Genomic DNA, 20,196 nt, shown 5'->3' with positions numbered 1-20,196 from the left:
CGGGGCCCCCCCACGCCGGGGGGGGCCCGGCCACCCCCCCCCCCCGCGGGGGCCCGGGCCCGGCGCGCGCCCCACGGGCCGGGGGGGCGGGGGGGGCGCCCGCGTCCGGCATCCCCGCGCTGATCGCGGAGGTGGAGAGCGCATCGGTGGTGCTGGATACGCCGGCGGCACGCCTTATCGCCCGTGGTGAGGAACGGCCCCTCCTGCTCGATGAAGTCGAAGCGCTTCTGGCGTCGGGGGCGCTCGTGGTGGATGCATGCCGCAATGTGGTGCGGGTAGCAGATACGGTCGTCTCGCTGGCGACCCGCCCGGTGCTGTTCGCGCTGGCCCGCGCGCTGGCCGAAGCCTGGCCGGGGGACGTGGCAAGATCGACGCTTATCGCGCGCGCTTTCCGCGGAAAGGACGCGGATGAATCACATCGCGCACGGTTACGGGTCGAAGTCGGGCGGCTTCGCGCGGAGCTTCGTAGCTTGGCCGATGTGAGCGCAACGAAGCGGGGGTTTGCGCTGGCGCCGCGCCGCGCAGGTGAGGTCGTCGTGCTGGCGCCGCCCGTCGAAGAAGAGCATGCCGCCGTGCTCGCCTTCCTCGCTGACGGCGAGTCTTGGTCGAGTTCGGCCCTGGCGATTGCGCTTGGAGCCAGTTCGCGTACCGTGCAGCGGGCGCTCGAGCAGCTCGCCCAGGCCGGCAAGGTGCAGTCGTTCGGCCGCGGACGGGCGCGTCGCTGGATGACCCCGCCGCTGCCGGGTTTCCCGACAATCTTGTTACTCCCCGGTCCACTGCCGGGCTACTAGGATGGAATTATGGAACGATCCTCTGCCGAAATCCTCCGTGAATACGGACCCTTTCCGGGTGTCGACCACGTAGACGGCGTTACCTTCGACGGTGAGCATGTCTGGTTTGCCTCAGGCGACAGATTGAACGCCTTCGATCCGGCAAGCGGCGAAGTGGTGCGCTCGATCGAGGTCGCGGCACACGCCGGAACGGCCTTCGACGGCCAGCACCTCTATCAAATCGCCGAGGATCGCATCCAGAAGATCGATCCAAAGAATGGCCAGGTGCTGGCGTCGATCCCGGCGCCTGGCAATGGCGGTGATTCCGGGCTCGCCTGGGCCGAAGGAACGCTCTGGGTCGGGCAGCATCGGGGCCGAAAGATTCATCAGGTCGATCCCGAGACAGGGGCAATCCTTCGCACCATCGTTTCCAACCGCGTCGTCACCGGCGTCAGCTGGGTCGACGGCGAGCTGTGGCATGGGACTTGGGAGGGCGAGGAGAGCGATGTCCGGCGGATCGATCCTGAAACGGGAAAGGTTCTGGAGAAGCTCGATATGCCGCCGGGAACAGGCGTGTCGGGGCTCGAATCCGATGGCGGCGACCAGTTTTTCTGCGGTGGCGGAAACAGCGGCAAGATCAGAGCTGTTCGCCGGCCCAAACGAGGCTCTGCGACCAAGATCTGAGCTTTTTCCATCCCCTCGGCCCGGCCCTTGGCCGGTTCGGTTAGCTCAAGCTCGCGATCAGTTTTTCGAGCAGGCGGGCCAGCATGGTCTGCTCCGGGCGTGCTAACCCAGAAAGTATCTGGTGCTCGTTGGCGACGTGAGCAGTCACCGCCTCATCGATCAAAGCGAGGCCCTTCCCGGTCAGCTGCACAATAATCCCGCGGCGATCGTCGGGGTGCGGCCCGCGCTTGATCAGGCCGGATTTCTCGAGCCGATCGAGGCGGTTGGTCATCGCGCCCGACGTCACCATCGTCGCCTCGTACAGAGCCGTCGGCGTCAGCGCATATGGCGGCCCGCAACGACGCAGCGTCGCCAGCACGTCGAATTCTCCGGATTGCAGCCCGTAACTTGCAAACAGCGGCGCCAGCCGCTCTCGTGCGATCAACGAGGCGGCCTCGTTCAACCGTCCAAGCACGGCCATCGGCGAGACATCGAGATCCGGCCGTTCCTTTTTCCATTGCTCGATCGCTTTTGCCGCGCGATCCATGTCTCTCACCGTTATATATCTTGACGTGAAGAATCTTTATATTATCTTACCTCAGCTTGTGGTGTAGGCCAAGGGCCGCGAACGGGCGACGGGATGGTGCGATGAAATTTCTCTGGGACTCGGCGCTTGGCCTTCTGGTCGTCACCGGCGGACTGCTCGGCCTGACGCTGCCGTTCGGCAAGATCGCGACGACGGCCGGCGTGCCCGCCATGGTCTGGGCCTTCGTCATCTCGCTTGGCGCCGGCGGCGTGCTTTTGTGCGCATTGCTGCTCAACGGGCAGCGCATGCGGCTTACGCTGCACAGGCTGCGCTATTTCTTCGTGACCGCGGCCGTCTCCTACGCAATCCCCAATCTGCTGATGTTTTCAGCGATTCCGCATCTGGGCGCCGGCTATAGCGGCATCATGTTCACGCTGTCGCCGGTCGTCACGCTGGTGTTCTCGATTCTGCTCGGCGTCAGGCGCCAGACCACGCTGGGCGTCGTCGGCATCGCCGTCGGTTTCGTGGGCGCAGTCATGGTGGCCGTGACGCGCGGCGAAGCGGGCCAGCCGGCCGAATTTTTCTGGGTTGCGATGGGCCTGCTCATCCCCGTCAGCCTCGCCGCCGGCAACATTTACCGTACCGTCGACTGGCCCGAAGGCACCGGCCCGATCGAGCTCGCCGTCGGCAGCCGTCTGGCAGCAGCTTTGATGCTGCTTGCCGGCATTCTGGTGCTGCTGGAAGGCAATGCATTCGGCTCGCTCGGCGGCGTGCGGCTGGTCGCTGCGGCACAGGTGGCATCAGCCTCGGCGATGTTCGCCTTCTTCTTCCGCCTGCAAGCGGTCGGCGGCCCGGTCTATCTCAGCCAGATCGGCTACGTCGCGGCGGCGGTCGGGCTGTTTGCCGGGACCCTCTTCCTCGGCGAGCGCTATCAACTGCTGACCTGGGCCGGTGCCGTCATCATCACCGCCGGCGTGTTCATCACCACCAGGGCGCAAAGCCAGAAGACATAGGGGCGAGAAGGCATAAGTTTCAGACGGATGCTTTCTCCGCCAGCACCATGTAGTTGACGTCCATGTCCTTCGAGCGCTGCCAGCGGTCGGCGAGCGGGTTGTAGGTGACGCCGGTGCGGTCGATGACGGTCAGGCCAGCACCTGCAAGCGCCTTTTCCAGTTCCTCGGGGCGCACCAGCTTGCCGAACTGGTGGGTGCCGCGGGGCAGCCAGCGCAGCACATATTCGGCGCCGATGATGGCCAGGCCCAGGGCCTTCAGCGTGCGGTTGATGGTGGCCACGAACATGATGCCGCCGGGCTTGACCATCTCGCCGCATTTGGCCAGGAACAGATCGACATCGGCGACATGCTCGACCACTTCCATGTTGAGGATGACGTCGAATTTTTCGCCGGCGTCGGCCAGGTCTTCCGCGGTGGTGGCGCGGTAATCAACGCTCACGCCGACTTCCGCCGCATGCAGCTTGGCCACTTCGATGTTGGTGGCGGAGGCATCGGCGCCGACCACTTCGGCGCCAAGCCGCGCCATCGGTTCGCACAAAAGCCCGCCGCCGCAGCCGATGTCAAGGAAGCGCAGGCCTTCGAACGGCCGTGCCGCACGCGGATCGCGGCCGAAGCGGGCCGCCACCTGGTCGCGGATATAGGCAAGCCGGATCGGGTTGAACTTGTGCAACGGGCGGAACTTGCCGTTCGGGTTCCACCATTCGGCGGCAAGGGCGGAAAAGCGTTCCACCTCTCCGGCATCGATCGTCGATCGTCGGGGCTCAGGCATCGCGTGGTCTCCTCGGACGCTAGGAAGTCGGGCGCGAGGCTGCGAATGTCAAGGCGCGAAATTCACCGCCGGCTGCGCGATGCGCGCGATGCCTGCCGACGCCGCCTTTTGCCGGCTGCATTTGTGTCAGCACGTGTCAGTTGATGGTGTGCCGGAAGGAAACGCCTAGGCTTTGGCGAACGAAGCAGAGACATCGGGTTCGGAGGAGTGCACAACGATGCGAGCGGTTGCTTCCATTCTTTGGCGCCGGCTTGACCAGGAAGGCCACGACGCTTGTCGGAAGCGAGTTCTGGGTGGAATCTCAGGGGACAAGCGCTTTTCGTCCAGGACGGCAAGCCGTGCAGCATCGCGTACGAAGTGGACTGCGACGCCGATTGGCGTACACGCTCGGCGCGCGCCGACGGCTTTGTCGGCACGCAAGAGCTGCATTATGGGATCGACCGGCTGACCGAGCGCCCATGGACGCTGAACGGCGAGCATCAAGCGGAAGTCGACGGCCTCATCGATGTCGATCTCGGCTTCACACCCGCCACAAACCTTTTGGCGCTTCGCCGTTTTGCCCTCGATGTCGGCATGGCGACGCCCGCGCCGGCAGCCTATCTGACATTTCCCGAACTCAGGCTCGTTCGCCTGGAACAGACCTACCAGCGCGTCGATGCGGCACATTACGCCTACGAAGCCCCGATGTTCGGCTACAATGAGATGCTGGAGGTCTCGCCGATCGGTTTCGTCCTCGACTATCCGCGCCTGTGGAGAGCCACGGCACAGCTGGGCTGAAGCGCGCACCATATTGGCAAGACGCAGGGCAGGCACGATGCTGCGCTGGTGTGTCGCCCGGCCGCCAGCGGCGGCACGCCTTGCGAAACGACTGTCATTTGGCTAAGGAGGCCGCGCATTGAGCGCCTCGCCACAGCTTGGCGCATTTTTCCACTTTTCGGCCTTCGGTCCGGCATCCAGTCAAAGGCATTTCGCTTCCATGGCGCGCATCGTGATGAAATTCGGCGGAACGTCCGTCGCCGACATCGCCCGCATCCGCAATGTGGCGCGCCATGTCAAACGCGAGGTCGATGCCGGGCATGAGGTCGCAGTGGTGGTCTCGGCGATGGCCGGCAAGACCAACGAGCTCGTGCAATGGACGCGCGAGGCCTCGCCAATGCACGATGCGCGCGAATATGACGCCGTAGTCGCTTCCGGCGAACAGGTTACGGCCGGCTTGCTGGCGATCGCGCTGCAGAACATCGGCGTGCATGCCCGTTCCTGGCAAGGCTGGCAGATTCCGATCAAGACCGATAACGCGCATGGCGCGGCGCGCATTCTCGATATCGACGGCGGATTCCTGATCAAGCGCTTCGGCGAAGGCCAGGTGGCGGTGGTCGCCGGTTTCCAGGGCATCGGGCCGGACAACCGGATCGCAACGCTCGGCCGCGGCGGTTCCGATACCAGCGCAGTCGCCATCGCGGCGGCGGTCAAGGCCGACCGCTGCGATATCTACACCGATGTCGATGGGGTCTACACGACCGATCCGCGCATCGAGCCGAAGGCCCGGCGGCTGGCCAAGATTTCCTTCGAGGAAATGCTCGAAATGGCCTCGCTCGGGGCCAAGGTCCTGCAGGTGCGCTCGGTCGAGCTTGCCATGGTGCACAGGGTGCGTACCTTTGTGAGGTCGTCCTTCGACGATCCCGATGCACCCGGAATGGGGGATTTGCTCAATCCGCCGGGAACGCTTATTTGCGACGAGGAAGAGATCGTGGAACAGCAGGTCGTCACCGGAATTGCCTATGCCAAGGACGAAGCGCAGATTTCGCTGCGCCGCGTCGGCGACCGGCCGGGCGTCGCCGCCGGCATTTTCGGGCCGCTGGCCGAGGCCAACATCAATGTCGATATGATCGTCCAGAACATTTCCGAGGACGGCAAGTTCACTGACATGACTTTTACCGTGCCATCCGGCGACGTCGACAAGGCGCTTGCCGTGCTCGAACGGCTGAAGGCGACGATCGGCTACGACGTGGTGCAGTCGGAAGCCGGCATGTCGAAGGTCTCGGTCATCGGCATCGGCATGCGCAGCCATGCAGGCGTCGCCGCCACAGCCTTCAAGGCGCTGGCCGACCGCGCGATCAACATCCGCGCCATCACAACGTCCGAAATCAAGATTTCGATCCTGATCGACGGTCCCTATACGGAACTAGCAGTTCGCACTTTGCATTCCGTGTACGGTCTGGATAAGCAGTAGCAGACTGCATCGGCCCGAAAATCGGAGTCGATTTTCGGAAGGCGGGATGCGCGGATCGAAAGGCTTGGAGCGGTCTTTATGCGTCCAATTGGACGATGGCGCTCTAATTGAGTTGTTGCGTTTGTGCCGCTGTGCAGGGCAACCTGCACCGGTTGAAACGCTATTGGAGAAGAAGCCGCGATGCGTGATTCGGCCAGTGGCCCGCGCGTTTTGCTGAAACGGCTCCGCGAGCTCATGCAAGAGCCGCTGGAGCCGCAGGAGCGGCTTGACCGAATCGTGCGCGACATCGCCTCCAACATGGTTGCCGAGGTCTGCTCGCTTTATGTTCTGCGCGCCGATTCGGTGCTCGAACTCTACGCCACCGAAGGCTTGAACCCGAACGCCGTCCACCTGGCGCAGCTGAGGCTGGGCCAAGGCCTGGTCGGCACGATCGCGGCCTCGGCGCGGCCGCTCAACCTCTCCAACGCGCAGGAGCATCCTGCCTTCGCCTACCTGCCGGAGACAGGGGAAGAGATATACAATTCCTTCCTCGGCGTGCCGGTGCTGCGGGCAGGGCGGACGCTCGGCGTTCTGGTCGTGCAGAACAAGACCATGCGCCATTATCGCGACGACGAGGTCGAGGCGCTGGAAACGACGGCGATGGTGATCGCCGAGATGATCGCCACCGGCGATCTGGAGCGGCTGACAAGGCCCGGCCTAGAGCTCGATCTGCGCCGCCCGGTAAGCTTTACCGGCCTGTCCTTCAATGAAGGCGTCGGGCTCGGCCATGTGGTGCTGCACGAGCCGCGTATCGTCGTCACCAACCTGTTCAACGAGGATAGCGAGGAAGAGGTCAGGCGGCTCGACGCGTCGCTCGGCTCGCTCAGGCTGTCTATCGACGACATGCTGGAGCGCCGCGACGTCGCCTTCGAGGGCGAGCATCGCCAGGTGCTCGAAGCCTATCGCATGTTCGCCAACGACCGCGGCTGGGTGCGCCGGCTGGAGGAGGCGATCCGCAATGGCCTGACGGCCGAAGCGGCGGTCGAGAAAGTGCAGAGCGACATGCGTGCCCGCATGCTGCATATGACCGATCCGTATCTGCGCGAACGGATGAGCGATTTCGACGATCTCGCCAATCGGCTGCTGCGGCAACTGATGGGGCGCGGACCGGAGGACGTCGCGGCCGCGCTGCCCAAGGACGCCATCATCGTCGCCCGCTCGATGGGGGCTGCCGAGCTGCTCGATTATCCCAGGGACAAGCTGCGCGGGCTGGTGCTGGAAGACGGCGCCGCGACCAGCCATGTCGTCATTGTGGCGCGAGCCATGGGCATACCCGTCGCCGGCCAGATGAAGGGCGCCGTTTCCATGGCGGAAAACGGCGATGCCATCATCGTCGACGGCGAGGAAGGCGCGATCCATCTGCGCCCGCAGCCCGACCTCGAGGCGGCCTATGCCGAGAAAGTGCGCTTCAGGGCGCGGCGGCAGGAGGTCTACCGCGAGCTGCGCAAGAAGCCGTCGGTGACCAAGGACGGAGTCCAGGTCGATCTTCTGATGAATGCCGGACTGGCGGTGGATTTGCCGCAACTGGCCGAAGCAGGTGCGGCCGGCATCGGCCTGTTCCGCACCGAACTGCAATTCATGGTCGCCTCGACCTTTCCGCGCGCCGAAGCCCAGGAGCGGCTCTATCGTGACGTGCTCGAAGCGGCGCGCGGCAAGCCGGTGACATTCCGCACCATCGATATCGGCGGCGACAAGGTGCTGCCCTATTTCAAGGGCTCGATTCAGGAAGAGAACCCGGCACTCGGCTGGCGCGCCATCCGCCTGACCCTCGACCGGCCCGGATTGCTGCGTACCCAGATCCGCGCGCTGCTCAAGGCGTGCGGCGGACGCGAACTGAAGCTGATGCTGCCGATGGTGACCGAACTCGGCGAGATTGCGCAGGCGCGCGAGATCATCGATCGCGAGGTGCGGCATCTGTCGCGCTTTGCCCATCATTTGCCGACCAGCCTCAAACTCGGGGCGATGCTGGAGGTGCCGTCGCTGCTGTTCCAGCTCGACGAACTGATGAAGGCGGTCGATTTCGTCTCGGTCGGCTCGAACGACCTGTTCCAGTTCGTCATGGCGGTGGATCGCGGCAACACCCAGTTGTCCGACCGCTTCGACCCGCTCTCGACGCCGTTCCTGCGCGTCCTGAAGCAGATTGCCGACGCCGGGGCGCGCAACCATACGCCGGTGACCCTGTGCGGCGAACTTGCCGGCAAGCCGATTTCGGCGATGGCGCTGATCGGCCTTGGCTACCGCTCGATCTCGATGTCGCCGGCATCGATCGGCCCGGTCAAGGCGATGCTGACTGAACTGCCGCTCAGCGAGCTGGAGGCGTTCTTCGACGACAATCTGATGGCGCCGGCGCATGGCCTGCCGATGCGGGCGCTGCTGCAAGCCTTTGCCGACGACCGCTCTATACCGCTATAGACTTCGCCATGATCAACCTGCCCCGCGACCGTATGGATCAAGTCGTCAAGCGTTTCGACATGCTCGAAGCGCAGATGTCGGCCGGGCCGGCGCCGGACGCCTATGTGAGGATGGCCTCCGAATATGCCGACATCCAGGAGATGGTGGCAAAGATCAGGGCACTGCGCGCCGCCGAGCGCGAACAGGCCGATCTGGAGGCGATGCTCGCCGACAAGGGCACTGACGCCGAGATGCGCGCCTTAGCCGAGGCCGACCTGCCGGAGGTCAAGCATCAAATCGAGGTGCTGCAAAAGGACATCCAGATCCTGCTGTTGCCCAAGGATGCCGCAGACGACAAGAACGCCATCCTCGAAATCCGTGCCGGCACCGGCGGTGACGAGGCGGCGCTTTTTGCCGGCGACCTGTTTCGCATGTACGAGCGCTATGCAGCGGCGCATGGCTGGCGTTTCGAGACGGTGTCGGCCAGCGAAGGCGAGGTCGGCGGCTACAAGGAAATCATCGCCACCGTTTCGGGCAAGGGCGTCTTTGCCCATCTGAAGTTCGAATCCGGCGTGCACCGGGTGCAGCGCGTGCCGACGACCGAGGCGGGCGGGCGCATCCACACTTCGGCGGCGACGGTCGCGGTGCTGCCGGAAGCCGAAGAGGTCGACATCGACATCCGGGCCGAAGACATCCGCATCGACACGATGCGCGCCTCGGGTTCCGGCGGCCAGCACGTCAACACCACCGATTCGGCCGTGCGCATCACCCATCTGCCGACCGGCATCATGGTGGTGCAGGCGGAAAAATCGCAGCACCAGAACCGGGCGAAGGCCATGCAGATCCTACGCGCCAGGCTTTACGACCTCGAACGCAGCAAAGCGGACGAGGAACGTTCAGAATCGCGCAAGTCGCAGGTTGGCTCGGGCGACCGCTCGGAACGCATCCGCACCTATAATTTTCCGCAGGGTCGCGTCACCGATCATCGCATCAACCTGACGCTCTACAAGCTCGACCGGGTGATGATGGGCGAACTCGACGAGATCATCGACGCGCTGATAGCCGATCACCAGTCGAAGCTGCTCGCCGATATAGGCATCGATGGCTGACAGCCTGCCCGCCACTCTGGCGCCGCTGCTGCGGGAAGCGCGAAACCGGCTCGCCGCAGCCGGGATTGCGGATCCGGCGCTCGATTCCAGGCTGATCGTCGAGCATTTTTCCGGCACGAACCGCACGCAGGCCATCGCCGATCCTGGGTGCGCGGTCGATGCGGACGTGACGGCGGGAATCGATGCCGCCTTGCGCCGGCGCATCGCCGGCGAGCCGGTGCACCGCATCCTCGGTTACCGCGAATTCTACGGCTTGCGCCTTTCGCTTTCGCCGCAAACGCTGGAGCCGCGACCGGATACCGAAACGCTGGTCGAGGCGGTGCTGCCTTTCGTCAAGGCAATGGCGGCACGCGAAGGCGGTTGCCGCATCCTCGATCTCGGGACCGGCACCGGTGCCATCGCGCTGGCGTTGCTCAGCGCGGTTCCGGCCGCGACCGCCACTGGCGTCGACATTTCGCAAGAGGCGCTGGCCACCGCCACGCGCAATGCCAGGGAATTGGGGCTCGCCGGCCGGTTCACGGCGCTCAAATCCGACTGGTTTGAAAAAGTTTCTGGCCGGTACCATGTAATTGCCGCAAACCCTCCCTATATACCCTCAGACGACATTGGAAATCTGCAGGACGAGGTCCGCAGTTTCGATCCACGCCAGGCCCTGGATGGCGGTGTGGACGGTCTGAGCCCCTACAGGAAGATCGCCGCAGGAGCGGCAGCGTATTTGGAAGTCCAAGGCAGGATTGCGGTCGAGATCGGCCATACGCAGCACCAACAGGTTACGGAGATATTCTCCGCGGCCGGGTACAGTTCTGTCGGGGTGTTTCGTGATCTCGGCGGAAACAACAGAGTTCTTGTGTTCGAACGGTGGAAGCCGTGATGCAGTGCGAAAAAAGCGCTTGGCAATACCGGGGAATGCGGCTAGGGTCGCCTTAACCGGATGAGACGAAGCAGGCAGTGCTCTTAGCGATTCGGTTTTCCTTGGAAATAGCTGCCTTCTTGCGCAAACGACGCCCAAGCTTCGTGCGGGAATCGTCCGGCAAGTGAAGTAACCGGAACAGGATGGCACGTGGCGCCAACGCAATTGATGCGGGCGAACGCCGGTGAAAGAACGAAACGGCTGGCCGCATGAGCGCCTCCGTTCGTGAAGAGTTTTTCGAAAATTTCAAAGTGAAGAGAGTCTAATGAGGCCACAACAGCAAAACAGGCGCATGCGCGGTCGCAACAACAATGGCGGCGGCGGCAATAACAATAACAACAACAACCGTAAGGGGCCGAATCCCCTGACGCGCAACTATGAGAGCAACGGCCCGGACGTGAAGATCCGCGGATCGGCTCAGCAGATTGCCGAGAAGTACGCAACCCTAGCCCGTGACGCGCACAGCTCCGGCGACCGGGTGATGGCGGAAAACTATCTCCAGCACGCAGAACACTATAACCGCATCATCGCAGCCGCTCAGGCGCAGATGCCGATCCAGAACGCCCAGCAGATTCGCGATGATTTCGACGATGATGGCGACGAGGATCGCGACGAGTTCGACAATGCTGGCAACAACAATGCCAACGAGACATCGGGCTCGACGGTCAATCAGGGGGCCGGCCCGCAGCCGGTCATCGATGGCACGCCGGCCGAGCTGGCGCTGAACCAGGAAAACAGCCGTGACAATCGCGGCGGCCGCGATAACCGTGACGGCCGCGACAATAATGGCGGTCGCCACCGCGACCGTCGCCCCAATGGCGGTTACGGCCAGAACGGCCAGCGTGGCGAGTTTAGCTCGCGCGGCGAGCAGCAGGGTGGCCAGCGCGTCGAACAGCCACGGCGCGAGGAGGTTCCGGCGCAGGCGGAGCCCGTGCGGGCAGCTGAGCCGATCTTTGTGGGTGAGCCCGCACAGCAATTTCACAACCTTTCGCCGGCGGGTCTCGCCGCCCAGGCCGAGCTCAACGAAGCCGCTGCCGAAAGCAGCCCGGCCCGCCGCCCCAGGCGCCCGCGTCGCCCGCGCCTCGATGTCGAACAGGCAAATGGCGGCAACGACAACGCCGGCCCTGAGAGTGCCGAGACAAGCAATGCCGAGACAAGCAATGCCGGGACTGGCAATACCGAGACTGGCAATGTCGGGACTGGCAACACCGAGACTGGCAATACCGAGACTGGCAATACCGACGCTGGCAATGTCGATGCAGCGCCGGCTGAAAGCCCCGGCGGTCAAGCTGTGATCGCAGACGTCGAGAATTGATCGAAAAAACGTTCGGCCGATCTTAGGGCATCCTTTAGCCCAAAGGCGCGTCGCGTTCGACCGGCCTCATGCGACGCGCGTTAGGTTCCTATTGTGATGATGCATATCGTTATCGCAAAACCGCCGCGCACTTTTGCGGGACATGTATGGACGGCGGAGAGAAATCTCCGCCGTTTTTGTTTTGCGTGCTCGCAATATTATTATCCATTCGCCAGTGTCGAGGCGTCTTGAGGGTCCGTGGTTTGCGTCCCATATCTTGCGTGAACAGGATCCGGCTCGAACGGGCGGGTCCGTCACCGCAATCTGATCCGGTGCCGCGAAGCGGGCCGGTGACGGAAGGAGACAGGCATGAATCTTGAAAAATATTCCGAGCGCGTGCGCGGCTTTATCCAGTCCGCGCAAACCATGGCGCTTTCCCGCAATCACCAGCAATTCACCCCCGAGCATATCCTCAAGGTCCTCGTCGATGACGACGAGGGCCTGGCTGCGTCGCTGATCGAGCGCGCCGGCGGCAATGTCCGGGACGTCAAGCTCGGCGTCGAAACGGCACTGGAGGCAATGCCCAAGGTCGAGGGCGGCAATGGCCAGCTCTATCTGGCGCAGCCGCTGGCAAAGGTGTTTTCGACCGCCGAGGAACTGGCCAAGAAGGCCGGTGACAGCTTCGTCACGGTCGAACGGCTGTTGCAGGCGCTCGCCATGGAAAAATCGGCCAAGACGGCCGACATCCTGGCCAAGGCCGGTGTCACGCCGCAGAAGCTGAACCAAGTCATCAACGACGTACGCAAAGGTCGTACCGCCGATTCGGCGAGCGCCGAGCAGGGCTACGACGCGCTGAAGAAATACGCGCGCGACCTGACGGCGGACGCTCGCGCGGGCAAGCTCGATCCGGTCATCGGCCGTGATGACGAGATCCGCCGCACGATCCAGGTGCTGTCGCGCCGCACCAAGAACAACCCGGTGCTGATCGGCGAACCCGGCGTCGGCAAGACGGCGATCGCTGAAGGGCTGGCGCTGCGCATCGTCAATGGCGATGTGCCGGAATCGCTTAAGGACAAGCAGCTGATGGCGCTCGACATGGGCTCGCTGATCGCCGGCGCCAAATACCGCGGCGAGTTCGAGGAGCGGCTGAAGGCGGTGCTTTCCGAGGTCACGTCCGCCGCCGGCGGCATCATCCTGTTCATCGACGAGATGCACACGCTGGTCGGCGCCGGCAAGGCGGATGGCGCCATGGATGCGTCGAACCTGCTGAAGCCGGCGCTGGCCCGCGGCGAACTGCACTGCGTCGGCGCCACTACGCTCGACGAATACCGCAAGCATGTCGAGAAGGATGCGGCCCTTGCCCGCCGCTTCCAGCCGGTCTTCGTCAATGAGCCAACGGTCGAAGACACCGTTTCGATCCTGCGCGGCCTGAAAGAGAAATACGAGCAGCACCACAAGGTGCGCATCTCGGATTCGGCGCTGGTCGCGGCCGCAACCCTGTCCAACCGCTACATCGCTGACCGCTTCCTGCCGGACAAGGCGATCGACCTGGTCGACGAGGCCGCGTCGCGGCTCCGCATGCAGGTCGATTCGAAGCCCGAGGCGCTGGACGAGATAGATCGCCGCATCATGCAGCTCAAGATCGAGCGCGAGGCGCTCAAGGTCGAGAAGGACGACGCTTCGAAGGACCGGCTCGCCCGGCTCGAGAAGGAACTCTCGAACCTCGAGGAGGAATCGACCGAGCTGACCTCGAAATGGCAGGCCGAGAAGCAGAAGCTCGGGCTTGCCGCCGACCTCAAGAAACAGCTCGACGAGGCGCGCAATGAACTTGCCATCGCCCAGCGCCAGGGTGAATTCCAGCGCGCCGGCGAACTTGCCTACGGCAAGATCCCGGAACTCGAAAAGCAGCTGAAGCAGGCCGAAGCCAGGGATGGCAAGGCCGGCATGGTCGAAGAAGTGGTCGGCCCCGATCACGTCGCCCATATCGTCTCGCGCTGGACGGGGATCCCGGTCGACAAGATGCTCGAAGGCGAGCGCGACAAGCTGTTGCGCATGGAAGACGAGATCGGCAAGCGCGTCGTCGGCCAGGGCGAGGCCGTGCAGGCAGTATCGAAGGCGGTACGCCGTGCGCGCGCCGGCCTGCAGGACCCGAACCGGCCGCTCGGCTCGTTCATGTTCCTCGGGCCGACGGGCGTCGGCAAGACCGAACTGACCAAGGCGCTGGCCAGCTTCCTGTTCGACGACGAGAGCGCGATGGTGCGTATCGACATGTCGGAGTTCATGGAGAAGCACTCGGTCGCCCGGCTGATCGGCGCGCCTCCCGGCTATGTCGGCTATGAGGAAGGCGGCGCGCTGACCGAAGCGGTGCGGCGCCGGCCCTATCAGGTCGTGCTGTTCGACGAGATCGAGAAGGCGCATCCGGACGTGTTCAACGTGCTGCTGCAGGTGCTCGACGACGGCCGGCTGACGGACGGGCAGGGCCGCACGGTCGACTTCCGCAATACGCTGATCATCATGACGTCCAATCTCGGCGCCGAATATCTGGTCAATCTCGGCGAGGACCAGGATGTCGACGTCGTGCGCGACGAGGTGATGAATGTCGTCAGGGCTTCGTTCCGGCCGGAATTCCTCAACCGCATCGACGAGGTCATCCTGTTCCACCGGCTGCGCCGCCAGGATATGGGCCAGATCGTCCAAATCCAGCTCAAGCGGCTGGAAAACCTGCTTGTCGACCGCAAGATATCGCTTTCGCTCGATCAGGAGGCGATCGACTGGCTGGCGGCCAAGGGTTACGACCCGGCCTATGGCGCGCGGCCGCTGAAGCGGGTGATGCAGAAGGAATTGCAGGATCCGCTGGCGGAAAAGATACTGCTCGGCGAGATCCTCGACGGCTCGACTGTCAAGGTCACCGCCGGATCCGACCGCTTGAACTTCCGCTCGAAGCCCGCAGTCGTGGCAACCGAGGCGGCCGCCTGAGTTCAAGCCAAGAGCCTGTTCCATCCCGATCGAATCGGGATGGAATTCCTAGCTTCAATTTCGACCATGATCTTTTCCGAAAAACCGGCATCCGCTTTTTGCTACGCCGACCGTCGGTCCATGGTCTACACCACTGGCGGGGCGCAGATGACTTTGGACGACTACAACAGTTTCTGCGCCTCGCTGCCTTCGACGACCCATGTCGTGCAGTGGGGTGGCGCCCATGTCTGGAAAGTCGGCGGCAAGGTGTTTGCGATCGGCGGCTGGAGTGAAGGCAAGGAGCCGTTCGTCACCTTCAAATGCTCCGAGATCGCTTATGACGTGCTGAGGGAACAGCCGGGCCTTCGGCCGGCGCCGTATCTCGCCTCGCGCGGCATGAAATGGATCCAGCGCCGGACAAGCGAATGCATGGATGATGAGGCGCTGAAGGAATATCTGCGCGAAAGCCACCGTCTCGTCGTGCTGAAGCTGACGAAGCAGGCGCGCAAGGAATTGGGATTCGCTGCCGGTTAATCGGTCAGAAATCCGCCATCTTCATGCCCGGTTCATATTGGAACCTTATCGTGTGCAAGTGATTTGCTGGCGAAGGGGTTGGCGACCACATCGGCCCGAAATCGAGTTTGATTTTCGCAAAGCACGATGCGGAGATGTAAGGCGTTAGAGCGTCCTTGCACCCAAAAGGACGCGCGGCGCTCTTGAGAGACAATGCCGGCGGCGGCAATTACGAACCGGAGAATTTTGGCCATCATGTTGCGCACCATCCTCACCCTTTCAGCGCTTGCTGCCGGGCTGCTGGCGTCGAATGCGATGGCCTCGCCGATGGCCGATACCGCGCCGCGGGTGGTTCGTGCTGCCAATGACGGCGGTATTCTTGTCGCCCAGGACGGCAATCTCGACATCTATTACGACGCCAGGGGAAACCGCGTCATCGTCGATGCGGAAACCGGCAAGGTCATCGCCATCCAGCCGCCGCAGACCAGGCTCGACCGCCGTGTTTTGCGCCGCGAGCGCTTGCGCAACCTCGGACCGGTCGAGGAGGACGATCCCTATTATCTCGACGACCCTGAGGACACGGCCCGGTTCCGCCGCAGGCAGTTGGAAGACGAAGGCAGGATCATCGTGCCGCCGGCCGACGAGTACGACCCCTATAGTGACAATTCGATGGAAGCCTTCCCCGAAGCGCCGCGGGATGACGGCTACGGCAACGATTATCCGGAGGCAGCGCAGCCGGTGAGGCCACGCACCATCGAGCGCCAGCCGCTCAACGAGGCCTCGATCGAGCCGGTCGAGCCGACGGTGCCGAATGAGCATGCGTCCTTGCCGCCAGACATAGCCCCGCCGCCAAGCACTGGCGGCAAGACGGCGGTCGACCCGTCGCTTTCGCTCGGCGCCCGCCAGGACGTGGCGGCGCTGCAGGTGCTGCTCGACCGCGCCGGTGCGTCGCCCGGCGTCATCGACGGACGCTTCGGCTCGAATGTCGACAAGGCGCTCGCCGCCTATAACGAGATCACCGGCAGCAATCTGAAATCGACCGACGCGATCGGTATCCAGGCGGCCCTGGCGCAATCCGGCGGCGATGCCTTCGCCTCCTATACGATCACGCCCGAGGATGCGGCCGGCCCTTATGTTGCCTCGATACCGGAGGACTACAGCCAAAAGGCCCAGCTCGACCGCATGGGCTACACGTCGGTGCCCGAAGCGCTGGCCGAGCGCTTCCATATGGATGAAACCTATCTGAAGCAGCTCAATCCGGACGCCAATTTCAATCGTCCGGGCACCATCATCAAGGTTGCCAATTTCGGCAGGCTGGTGGCGACGCCGGTGGCGCGCATCATCGCTGACAAGGCCAACAAGCAGGTCCGTGCCTACGACGCGGCAGGCAAGCTGGTCGCAGCCTATCCGGCGACTATCGGCTCGTCGGACACGCCCTCGCCGTCCGGCACGCATACGGTGTCGCGTGTCGCATTGGACCCGAACTACACCTACAACCCGAACATAAATTTCAAGCAGGGCGAAAACGACAGGATCCTGACCATCCCGCCGGGGCCGAACGGCCCGGTCGGCTCGGTCTGGATCGCGCTGGACAAGCCGACCTACGGCATTCACGGCACGCCGGATCCGTCCAAGATCGGCAAGACCGAAAGCCATGGCTGCGTGCGGCTGACCAATTGGGATGCGCGCGAGCTCGCCAAGATCGTGACGCCCGGCGTTATAGTGGAGTTCGTCGACTGAAGCGCAACGCCTTCGCTCGAATCACCCGATGACCTTGCGCAGCAGTGGCGCGCGCAGCGCTGCGGCATAGGTCAGCTGCACCACCAGGATGAAGCCGACGCTGAGCAAAGGGCTGGCTAGGCACAGTGCCGCGCCGATCGCCCACAGGATCTGTGCCTTGACGATGCGCAGATAGACCGTTCGGGTGGTCTCCGCGTCGACACCGTCGGCCAGAAATCCGTTTTTGTCCGCGTAGCGCCAACTGGCGAGCAGCGTCAGTCCCAGCATCAGAAGGTTGAGCCAGTAGACGAGCACCGCGGTCCTGAATTCAAGGAAGTCGGCCAAAAGATCGGTCGAAAACGGCAGCAAGGCGATGAAGCCGAGGAAGCAGAGGTTCAGCGTGGCAAGCCGCCGGTCGGATTTTGCGATCAACCCGTGTTGCGCCTGCTGGCCGAACCAGAAGATGGTCAGCGTCAGGAAGCTGAGCGCATAGGTCAGGAAGCGCGGCGCCGGTGCTGTGATCGCGGCGATCAACTCGCTTTCGGAATGCACCGTTTCATGCGCCGGCACCCTGATCTCGAGAACGATCAACGTGAGCGCGATGGCGAACACGCCGTCGGTGATGCCGACGACGCGCCCGCGTCCTTCCGCCGAGGGCTCGAGCGGTCGTTTCATGCGGTAGTTCCCCCTTGTTGCAGCGTTGCGGGAATCTAGCACGGCATCCACCGTTTGCACCCGGACGGGCGTTCTCTCCTGCCTGTATGGCCAGGTTCGGCCTGGTTTCAACGAGAACAGCCTGCTGGCCGGTTGTCGGCGGCATGCCGGCGGTCTAGGTAAGGCGGCATGCACACGCCAACCAAAGTCGGTACTGGCGCCATTCCCCTGACCGGCTCACTTCCGGCCGATACGTTCTGCCCGCGGGCGCGGCGGCGGTTCGTGCTGATCGCCGCGATTCTGGCTTCCGCGCTCGGCTTTATCGATGGATCGGTCCTGGCCATTGCGACGCCGGCTATCCGCGTCGATCTCGGCGCCAGCCTGGCCGAGGCGCAATGGATATCCAACGCCTATGCATTGACGCTTTCAGCCCTCATTCTCGTCGGCGGCGCCGCCGGCGATCGTTTCGGCCTGCGCCACTCTTTCGTCGCCGGCATCGTCCTGTTCATTGCCGCCTCGCTTGCCTGCGCGCTGGCGCCTAACCCGGCGATGCTTATTGCATTTCGGGCTGTCCAGGGTATCGGAGCGGCCATCATGGTGCCGGGCAGCCTGGCCATTATCGCCAAAGCCTATCCAAAAAAGGAACGCGGCCGGGCGATCGGCATCTGGGCCGCGGCATCGGCACTGACGACGGCGCTCGGCCCGGTGCTGGGCGGCTTCGTGCTGTCGGTGTTCGGCAACGGCATCTGGCGGGCGATCTTCGCCATCAATCTGCCGCTCGGTCTTATCTCGATCTATCTTCTGCTGGCCAAGATCCCTGCCGACGCGCCGGCGGAAAAGCGCAGCCTCGATCTCGGCGGCGCTGCACTCGCCATATTGGCGTTCGGAGCTCTCGCTTACGGCCTGACCTCGATGAGTGGTGACGGGGAGGGGCTGATGTCCGGCCCGAGTATCGCCGCCGGTGCGGTTTTGCTCGTCGTGTTCATCGTCTTCGAGCGCCGGCGGCGCGAGCCGATGATCGATCTGTCGCTGTTTCGGATCGGCGCGTTCGCGGGCGCCAACGTGGCGACCTTCTTCCTTTATTTCGCCCTGTCGGCCAATTTGTTCTATCTGCCGATGCTCATGATCGCCGGATGGGGGCTGAGCGCGGCCGAGGTCGGCTTTATATTCCTGCCGCTGTCGGCGTTGATGGCACTGTTATCCGGACCGGTTGGCCAGTGGTCCGACCGCATCGGGCCTCGCTTTCCGATCGCCAGCGGCAGTCTGGTTGTGGCTCTCGCCTTTGCCGGACTTGCCTTGCTGGCCTATTGGGGCATCCACAGTTTCTGGCTGGGGGTATTCCCGCTGATGGCTCTGATGGGGTTCGGCATGGCGCTGGTGGTATCGCCGCTGTCGACCGCCATCATGACGGCGGTCGAGGACAAGGATACGGGTGCGGCCTCGGGCATCAACAACGCCGTCTCGCGGATCGGCGGCCTGATCGCCGTGGCGGCGATGGGATCGCTGGCGGCCTGGGTTTATGCTGGCGTGCTCAGCACCGGTGCCGGCACCGGCCTTCCGGGTTTCGGCGAACCGCCGCCAGCCGGCCTGGCGCCCGGCCTCGATGCGGCACGACTTGCCGCCAGCGACGCGGCATTCGCAGCCGTTGCCGCGGTGACCGCGCTGCTTTGCCTGCTTTCGGCAATCACCGCCTGGACGACGGTTTCGGGCGAGCGGCTGCCATGGGTGCGCGACACGGCGAATCAGCAGGGCTGACCACGAAAAAACGTCGGCTCAGCCTTCGATCTTGGCGCTCGCGACCTTCAACTGATTGCTGTCTTCCTGCTTGAGCAGGTCGTCGATGCGTTCGCGCTCGCGCTTGAAGGCGACGAGGTCGTCGCCCTTCAGCGTCTTGCCGACCGGCAGGCGGACGCGCATCGAATCGACCTTGGTGCCGTTGACGATCAGTTCGTAATGAAGGTGCGGACCGGTGGAGAGGCCGGTTGAGCCGAGATAGCCGATAACCTGACCCTGGCGAACGCGAACACCCGGCTCGATGCCTTTGGCAAACGCGCTCTGGTGATTGTAGGACGTCTCGTAGCCATTGGCGTGACGCAAGATGATCTGCTTGCCATAGCCACCGGCCCAGCCGGCCTTTTCGACGACGCCATTGCCTGCGGCAATGATCGGCGATCCTACGGGAGCTGCCCAGTCGGTGCCGGTATGCATCTTCACATACCCCAAAATGGGGTGGCGCCTCGCACCGAACCCGGATGTAAATCGGCCATTGGGCAAGGGATTGCGCAGCAGGAACTGCTCGGCGCTGCTGCCGTTTCCGTCGAAATAGTCGGTGCTGCCGTCCTGCATCTGGAAACGGTAGAAATTTCGCGTCGTGCCGCCGAAAGTCGCGGAGACGTAAAGCAGCTCGGATTCGTCGGACGCCTGGTCGTCGCCATCGGGCTGCGAGAACAGCACCTCGATGCGGTCCGTGGGATTGAGGCGCGACTGGAAGTCGACACTGGATGCCAGCAACTTGATCAGCCGTTGCGTCATCGCCTTGGACATGCCGTAGGAATAGGCGGTGCGGTAGATGCCGTCATAGACGTTCGGCAGATTGCCGCGCACTATGGGCGCAGGCGAATCGTCGAACGCCGTCAGCAAT

The 20,196-nt window shown here is 63.7% G+C and carries 17 protein-coding genes (1 of these 17 only partly in view); 13 read left to right on the top strand and 4 right to left on the bottom strand.

The annotated features are described in order from the left end of the window. On the top strand, positions 1 to 791 hold a 791-nt coding region (locus NKI63_RS29040; RefSeq protein ID WP_502900524.1), incomplete at its 5' end, for a winged helix-turn-helix domain-containing protein. 9 nt (positions 792 to 800) lie between these two features. Beyond that, positions 801 to 1,454: a Vgb family protein gene (locus tag NKI63_RS29035; RefSeq protein ID WP_352691512.1), complete on the top strand. Its 654-nt coding sequence runs from the start codon at positions 801 to 803 to the stop codon at positions 1,452 to 1,454. 40 nt (positions 1,455 to 1,494) lie between these two features. Here NKI63_RS29035 and NKI63_RS29030 read toward each other — a convergent pair whose 3' ends face one another. Next, entirely contained in the window at positions 1,495 to 1,980 is a 486-nt protein-coding gene (locus NKI63_RS29030) for a MarR family winged helix-turn-helix transcriptional regulator (RefSeq protein ID WP_352506689.1), read from the bottom strand. A gap of 101 nt (positions 1,981 to 2,081) precedes the next feature. Here NKI63_RS29030 and NKI63_RS29025 point away from each other — a divergent pair, with 101 nt between their 5' ends. After that, positions 2,082 to 2,972, top strand: a complete 891-nt coding sequence (locus NKI63_RS29025) for a DMT family transporter (RefSeq protein ID WP_352691514.1) — start codon at positions 2,082 to 2,084, stop codon at positions 2,970 to 2,972. 19 nt (positions 2,973 to 2,991) lie between these two features. Here NKI63_RS29025 and ubiG read toward each other — a convergent pair whose 3' ends face one another. Then, on the bottom strand, positions 2,992 to 3,741 hold the full coding sequence (gene ubiG, locus NKI63_RS29020; RefSeq protein ID WP_254816707.1) for a bifunctional 2-polyprenyl-6-hydroxyphenol methylase/3-demethylubiquinol 3-O-methyltransferase UbiG: 750 nt from the start codon (positions 3,739 to 3,741) through the stop codon (positions 2,992 to 2,994). A 273-nt stretch (positions 3,742 to 4,014) separates the two neighbouring features. On the opposite strand from ubiG, the gene NKI63_RS29015 reads away from it, so the two are divergent. From NKI63_RS29015 to NKI63_RS28975, 9 genes are all read left to right on the top strand, one after another. Beyond that, a complete protein-coding gene (locus NKI63_RS29015; RefSeq protein WP_352691518.1) occupies positions 4,015 to 4,518 on the top strand; it encodes a putative glycolipid-binding domain-containing protein in 504 nt (167 codons plus the stop codon). Between the two features lie 199 nt (positions 4,519 to 4,717). After that, complete coding sequence (locus tag NKI63_RS29010) at positions 4,718 to 5,971, top strand: aspartate kinase (protein WP_352456701.1); 1,254 nt, start codon at positions 4,718 to 4,720, stop codon at positions 5,969 to 5,971. A 180-nt stretch (positions 5,972 to 6,151) separates the two neighbouring features. Continuing rightward, a complete protein-coding gene (gene ptsP, locus NKI63_RS29005; RefSeq protein WP_352691520.1) occupies positions 6,152 to 8,422 on the top strand; it encodes a phosphoenolpyruvate--protein phosphotransferase in 2,271 nt (756 codons plus the stop codon). An 8-nt stretch (positions 8,423 to 8,430) separates the two neighbouring features. Next, the gene (gene prfA, locus NKI63_RS29000; RefSeq protein ID WP_254816711.1) at positions 8,431 to 9,510 is read left to right on the top strand and encodes a peptide chain release factor 1; all 1,080 of its coding nucleotides are present in this window, start codon (positions 8,431 to 8,433) and stop codon (positions 9,508 to 9,510) included. Next, positions 9,503 to 10,381, top strand: a complete 879-nt coding sequence (prmC, locus tag NKI63_RS28995) for a peptide chain release factor N(5)-glutamine methyltransferase (protein WP_352691522.1) — start codon at positions 9,503 to 9,505, stop codon at positions 10,379 to 10,381. The genes prfA and prmC overlap by 8 nt, the downstream gene beginning before the upstream one ends. A 331-nt stretch (positions 10,382 to 10,712) precedes the next feature. Beyond that, positions 10,713 to 11,735 carry a DUF4167 domain-containing protein gene (locus NKI63_RS28990; protein ID WP_352691523.1) on the top strand — a complete coding sequence of 341 codons (1,023 nt, stop codon included), beginning with the start codon at positions 10,713 to 10,715 and terminating at the stop codon, positions 11,733 to 11,735. Positions 11,736 to 12,083: 348 nt separating this feature from the next. Beyond that, positions 12,084 to 14,690 (top strand): ATP-dependent chaperone ClpB, encoded by a 2,607-nt coding sequence (gene clpB, locus NKI63_RS28985; RefSeq protein ID WP_254816714.1) that lies wholly within the window; start codon positions 12,084 to 12,086, stop codon positions 14,688 to 14,690. A 147-nt stretch (positions 14,691 to 14,837) separates the two neighbouring features. After that, complete coding sequence (locus NKI63_RS28980) at positions 14,838 to 15,203, top strand: MmcQ/YjbR family DNA-binding protein (RefSeq protein ID WP_352824012.1); 366 nt, start codon at positions 14,838 to 14,840, stop codon at positions 15,201 to 15,203. 234 nt (positions 15,204 to 15,437) lie between these two features. Continuing rightward, a complete protein-coding gene (locus tag NKI63_RS28975) occupies positions 15,438 to 16,922 on the top strand; it encodes a L,D-transpeptidase family protein (RefSeq protein WP_352702571.1) in 1,485 nt (494 codons plus the stop codon). A 21-nt stretch (positions 16,923 to 16,943) separates the two neighbouring features. Here the strand turns inward: NKI63_RS28975 and NKI63_RS28970 are convergent, their stop codons facing one another. Then, a complete protein-coding gene (locus NKI63_RS28970; RefSeq protein WP_352824011.1) occupies positions 16,944 to 17,576 on the bottom strand; it encodes a TMEM175 family protein in 633 nt (210 codons plus the stop codon). Positions 17,577 to 17,744: 168 nt separating this feature from the next. On the opposite strand from NKI63_RS28970, the gene NKI63_RS28965 reads away from it, so the two are divergent. Continuing rightward, on the top strand, positions 17,745 to 19,310 hold the full coding sequence (locus tag NKI63_RS28965) for an MFS transporter (RefSeq protein WP_352506680.1): 1,566 nt from the start codon (positions 17,745 to 17,747) through the stop codon (positions 19,308 to 19,310). A gap of 18 nt (positions 19,311 to 19,328) precedes the next feature. On the opposite strand, the gene NKI63_RS28960 is transcribed toward NKI63_RS28965, so the two are convergent. Next, positions 19,329 to 20,196, bottom strand: the end of a protein-coding gene (locus NKI63_RS28960; RefSeq protein ID WP_352506679.1) for a M23 family metallopeptidase. Its footprint extends 1,091 nt past the window's final position; only the last 868 of its 1,959 coding nucleotides appear in the window; the start codon falls outside the window, past its right edge; its stop codon occupies positions 19,329 to 19,331.

It is taken from the genome of Mesorhizobium sp. M0410 (genome assembly GCF_040321435.1).
GTDB lineage: Bacteria > Pseudomonadota > Alphaproteobacteria > Rhizobiales > Rhizobiaceae > Mesorhizobium.
Note: the sequence above shows the minus strand (reverse complement) of the source record. Positions and strands in the feature narration are given on the sequence as shown.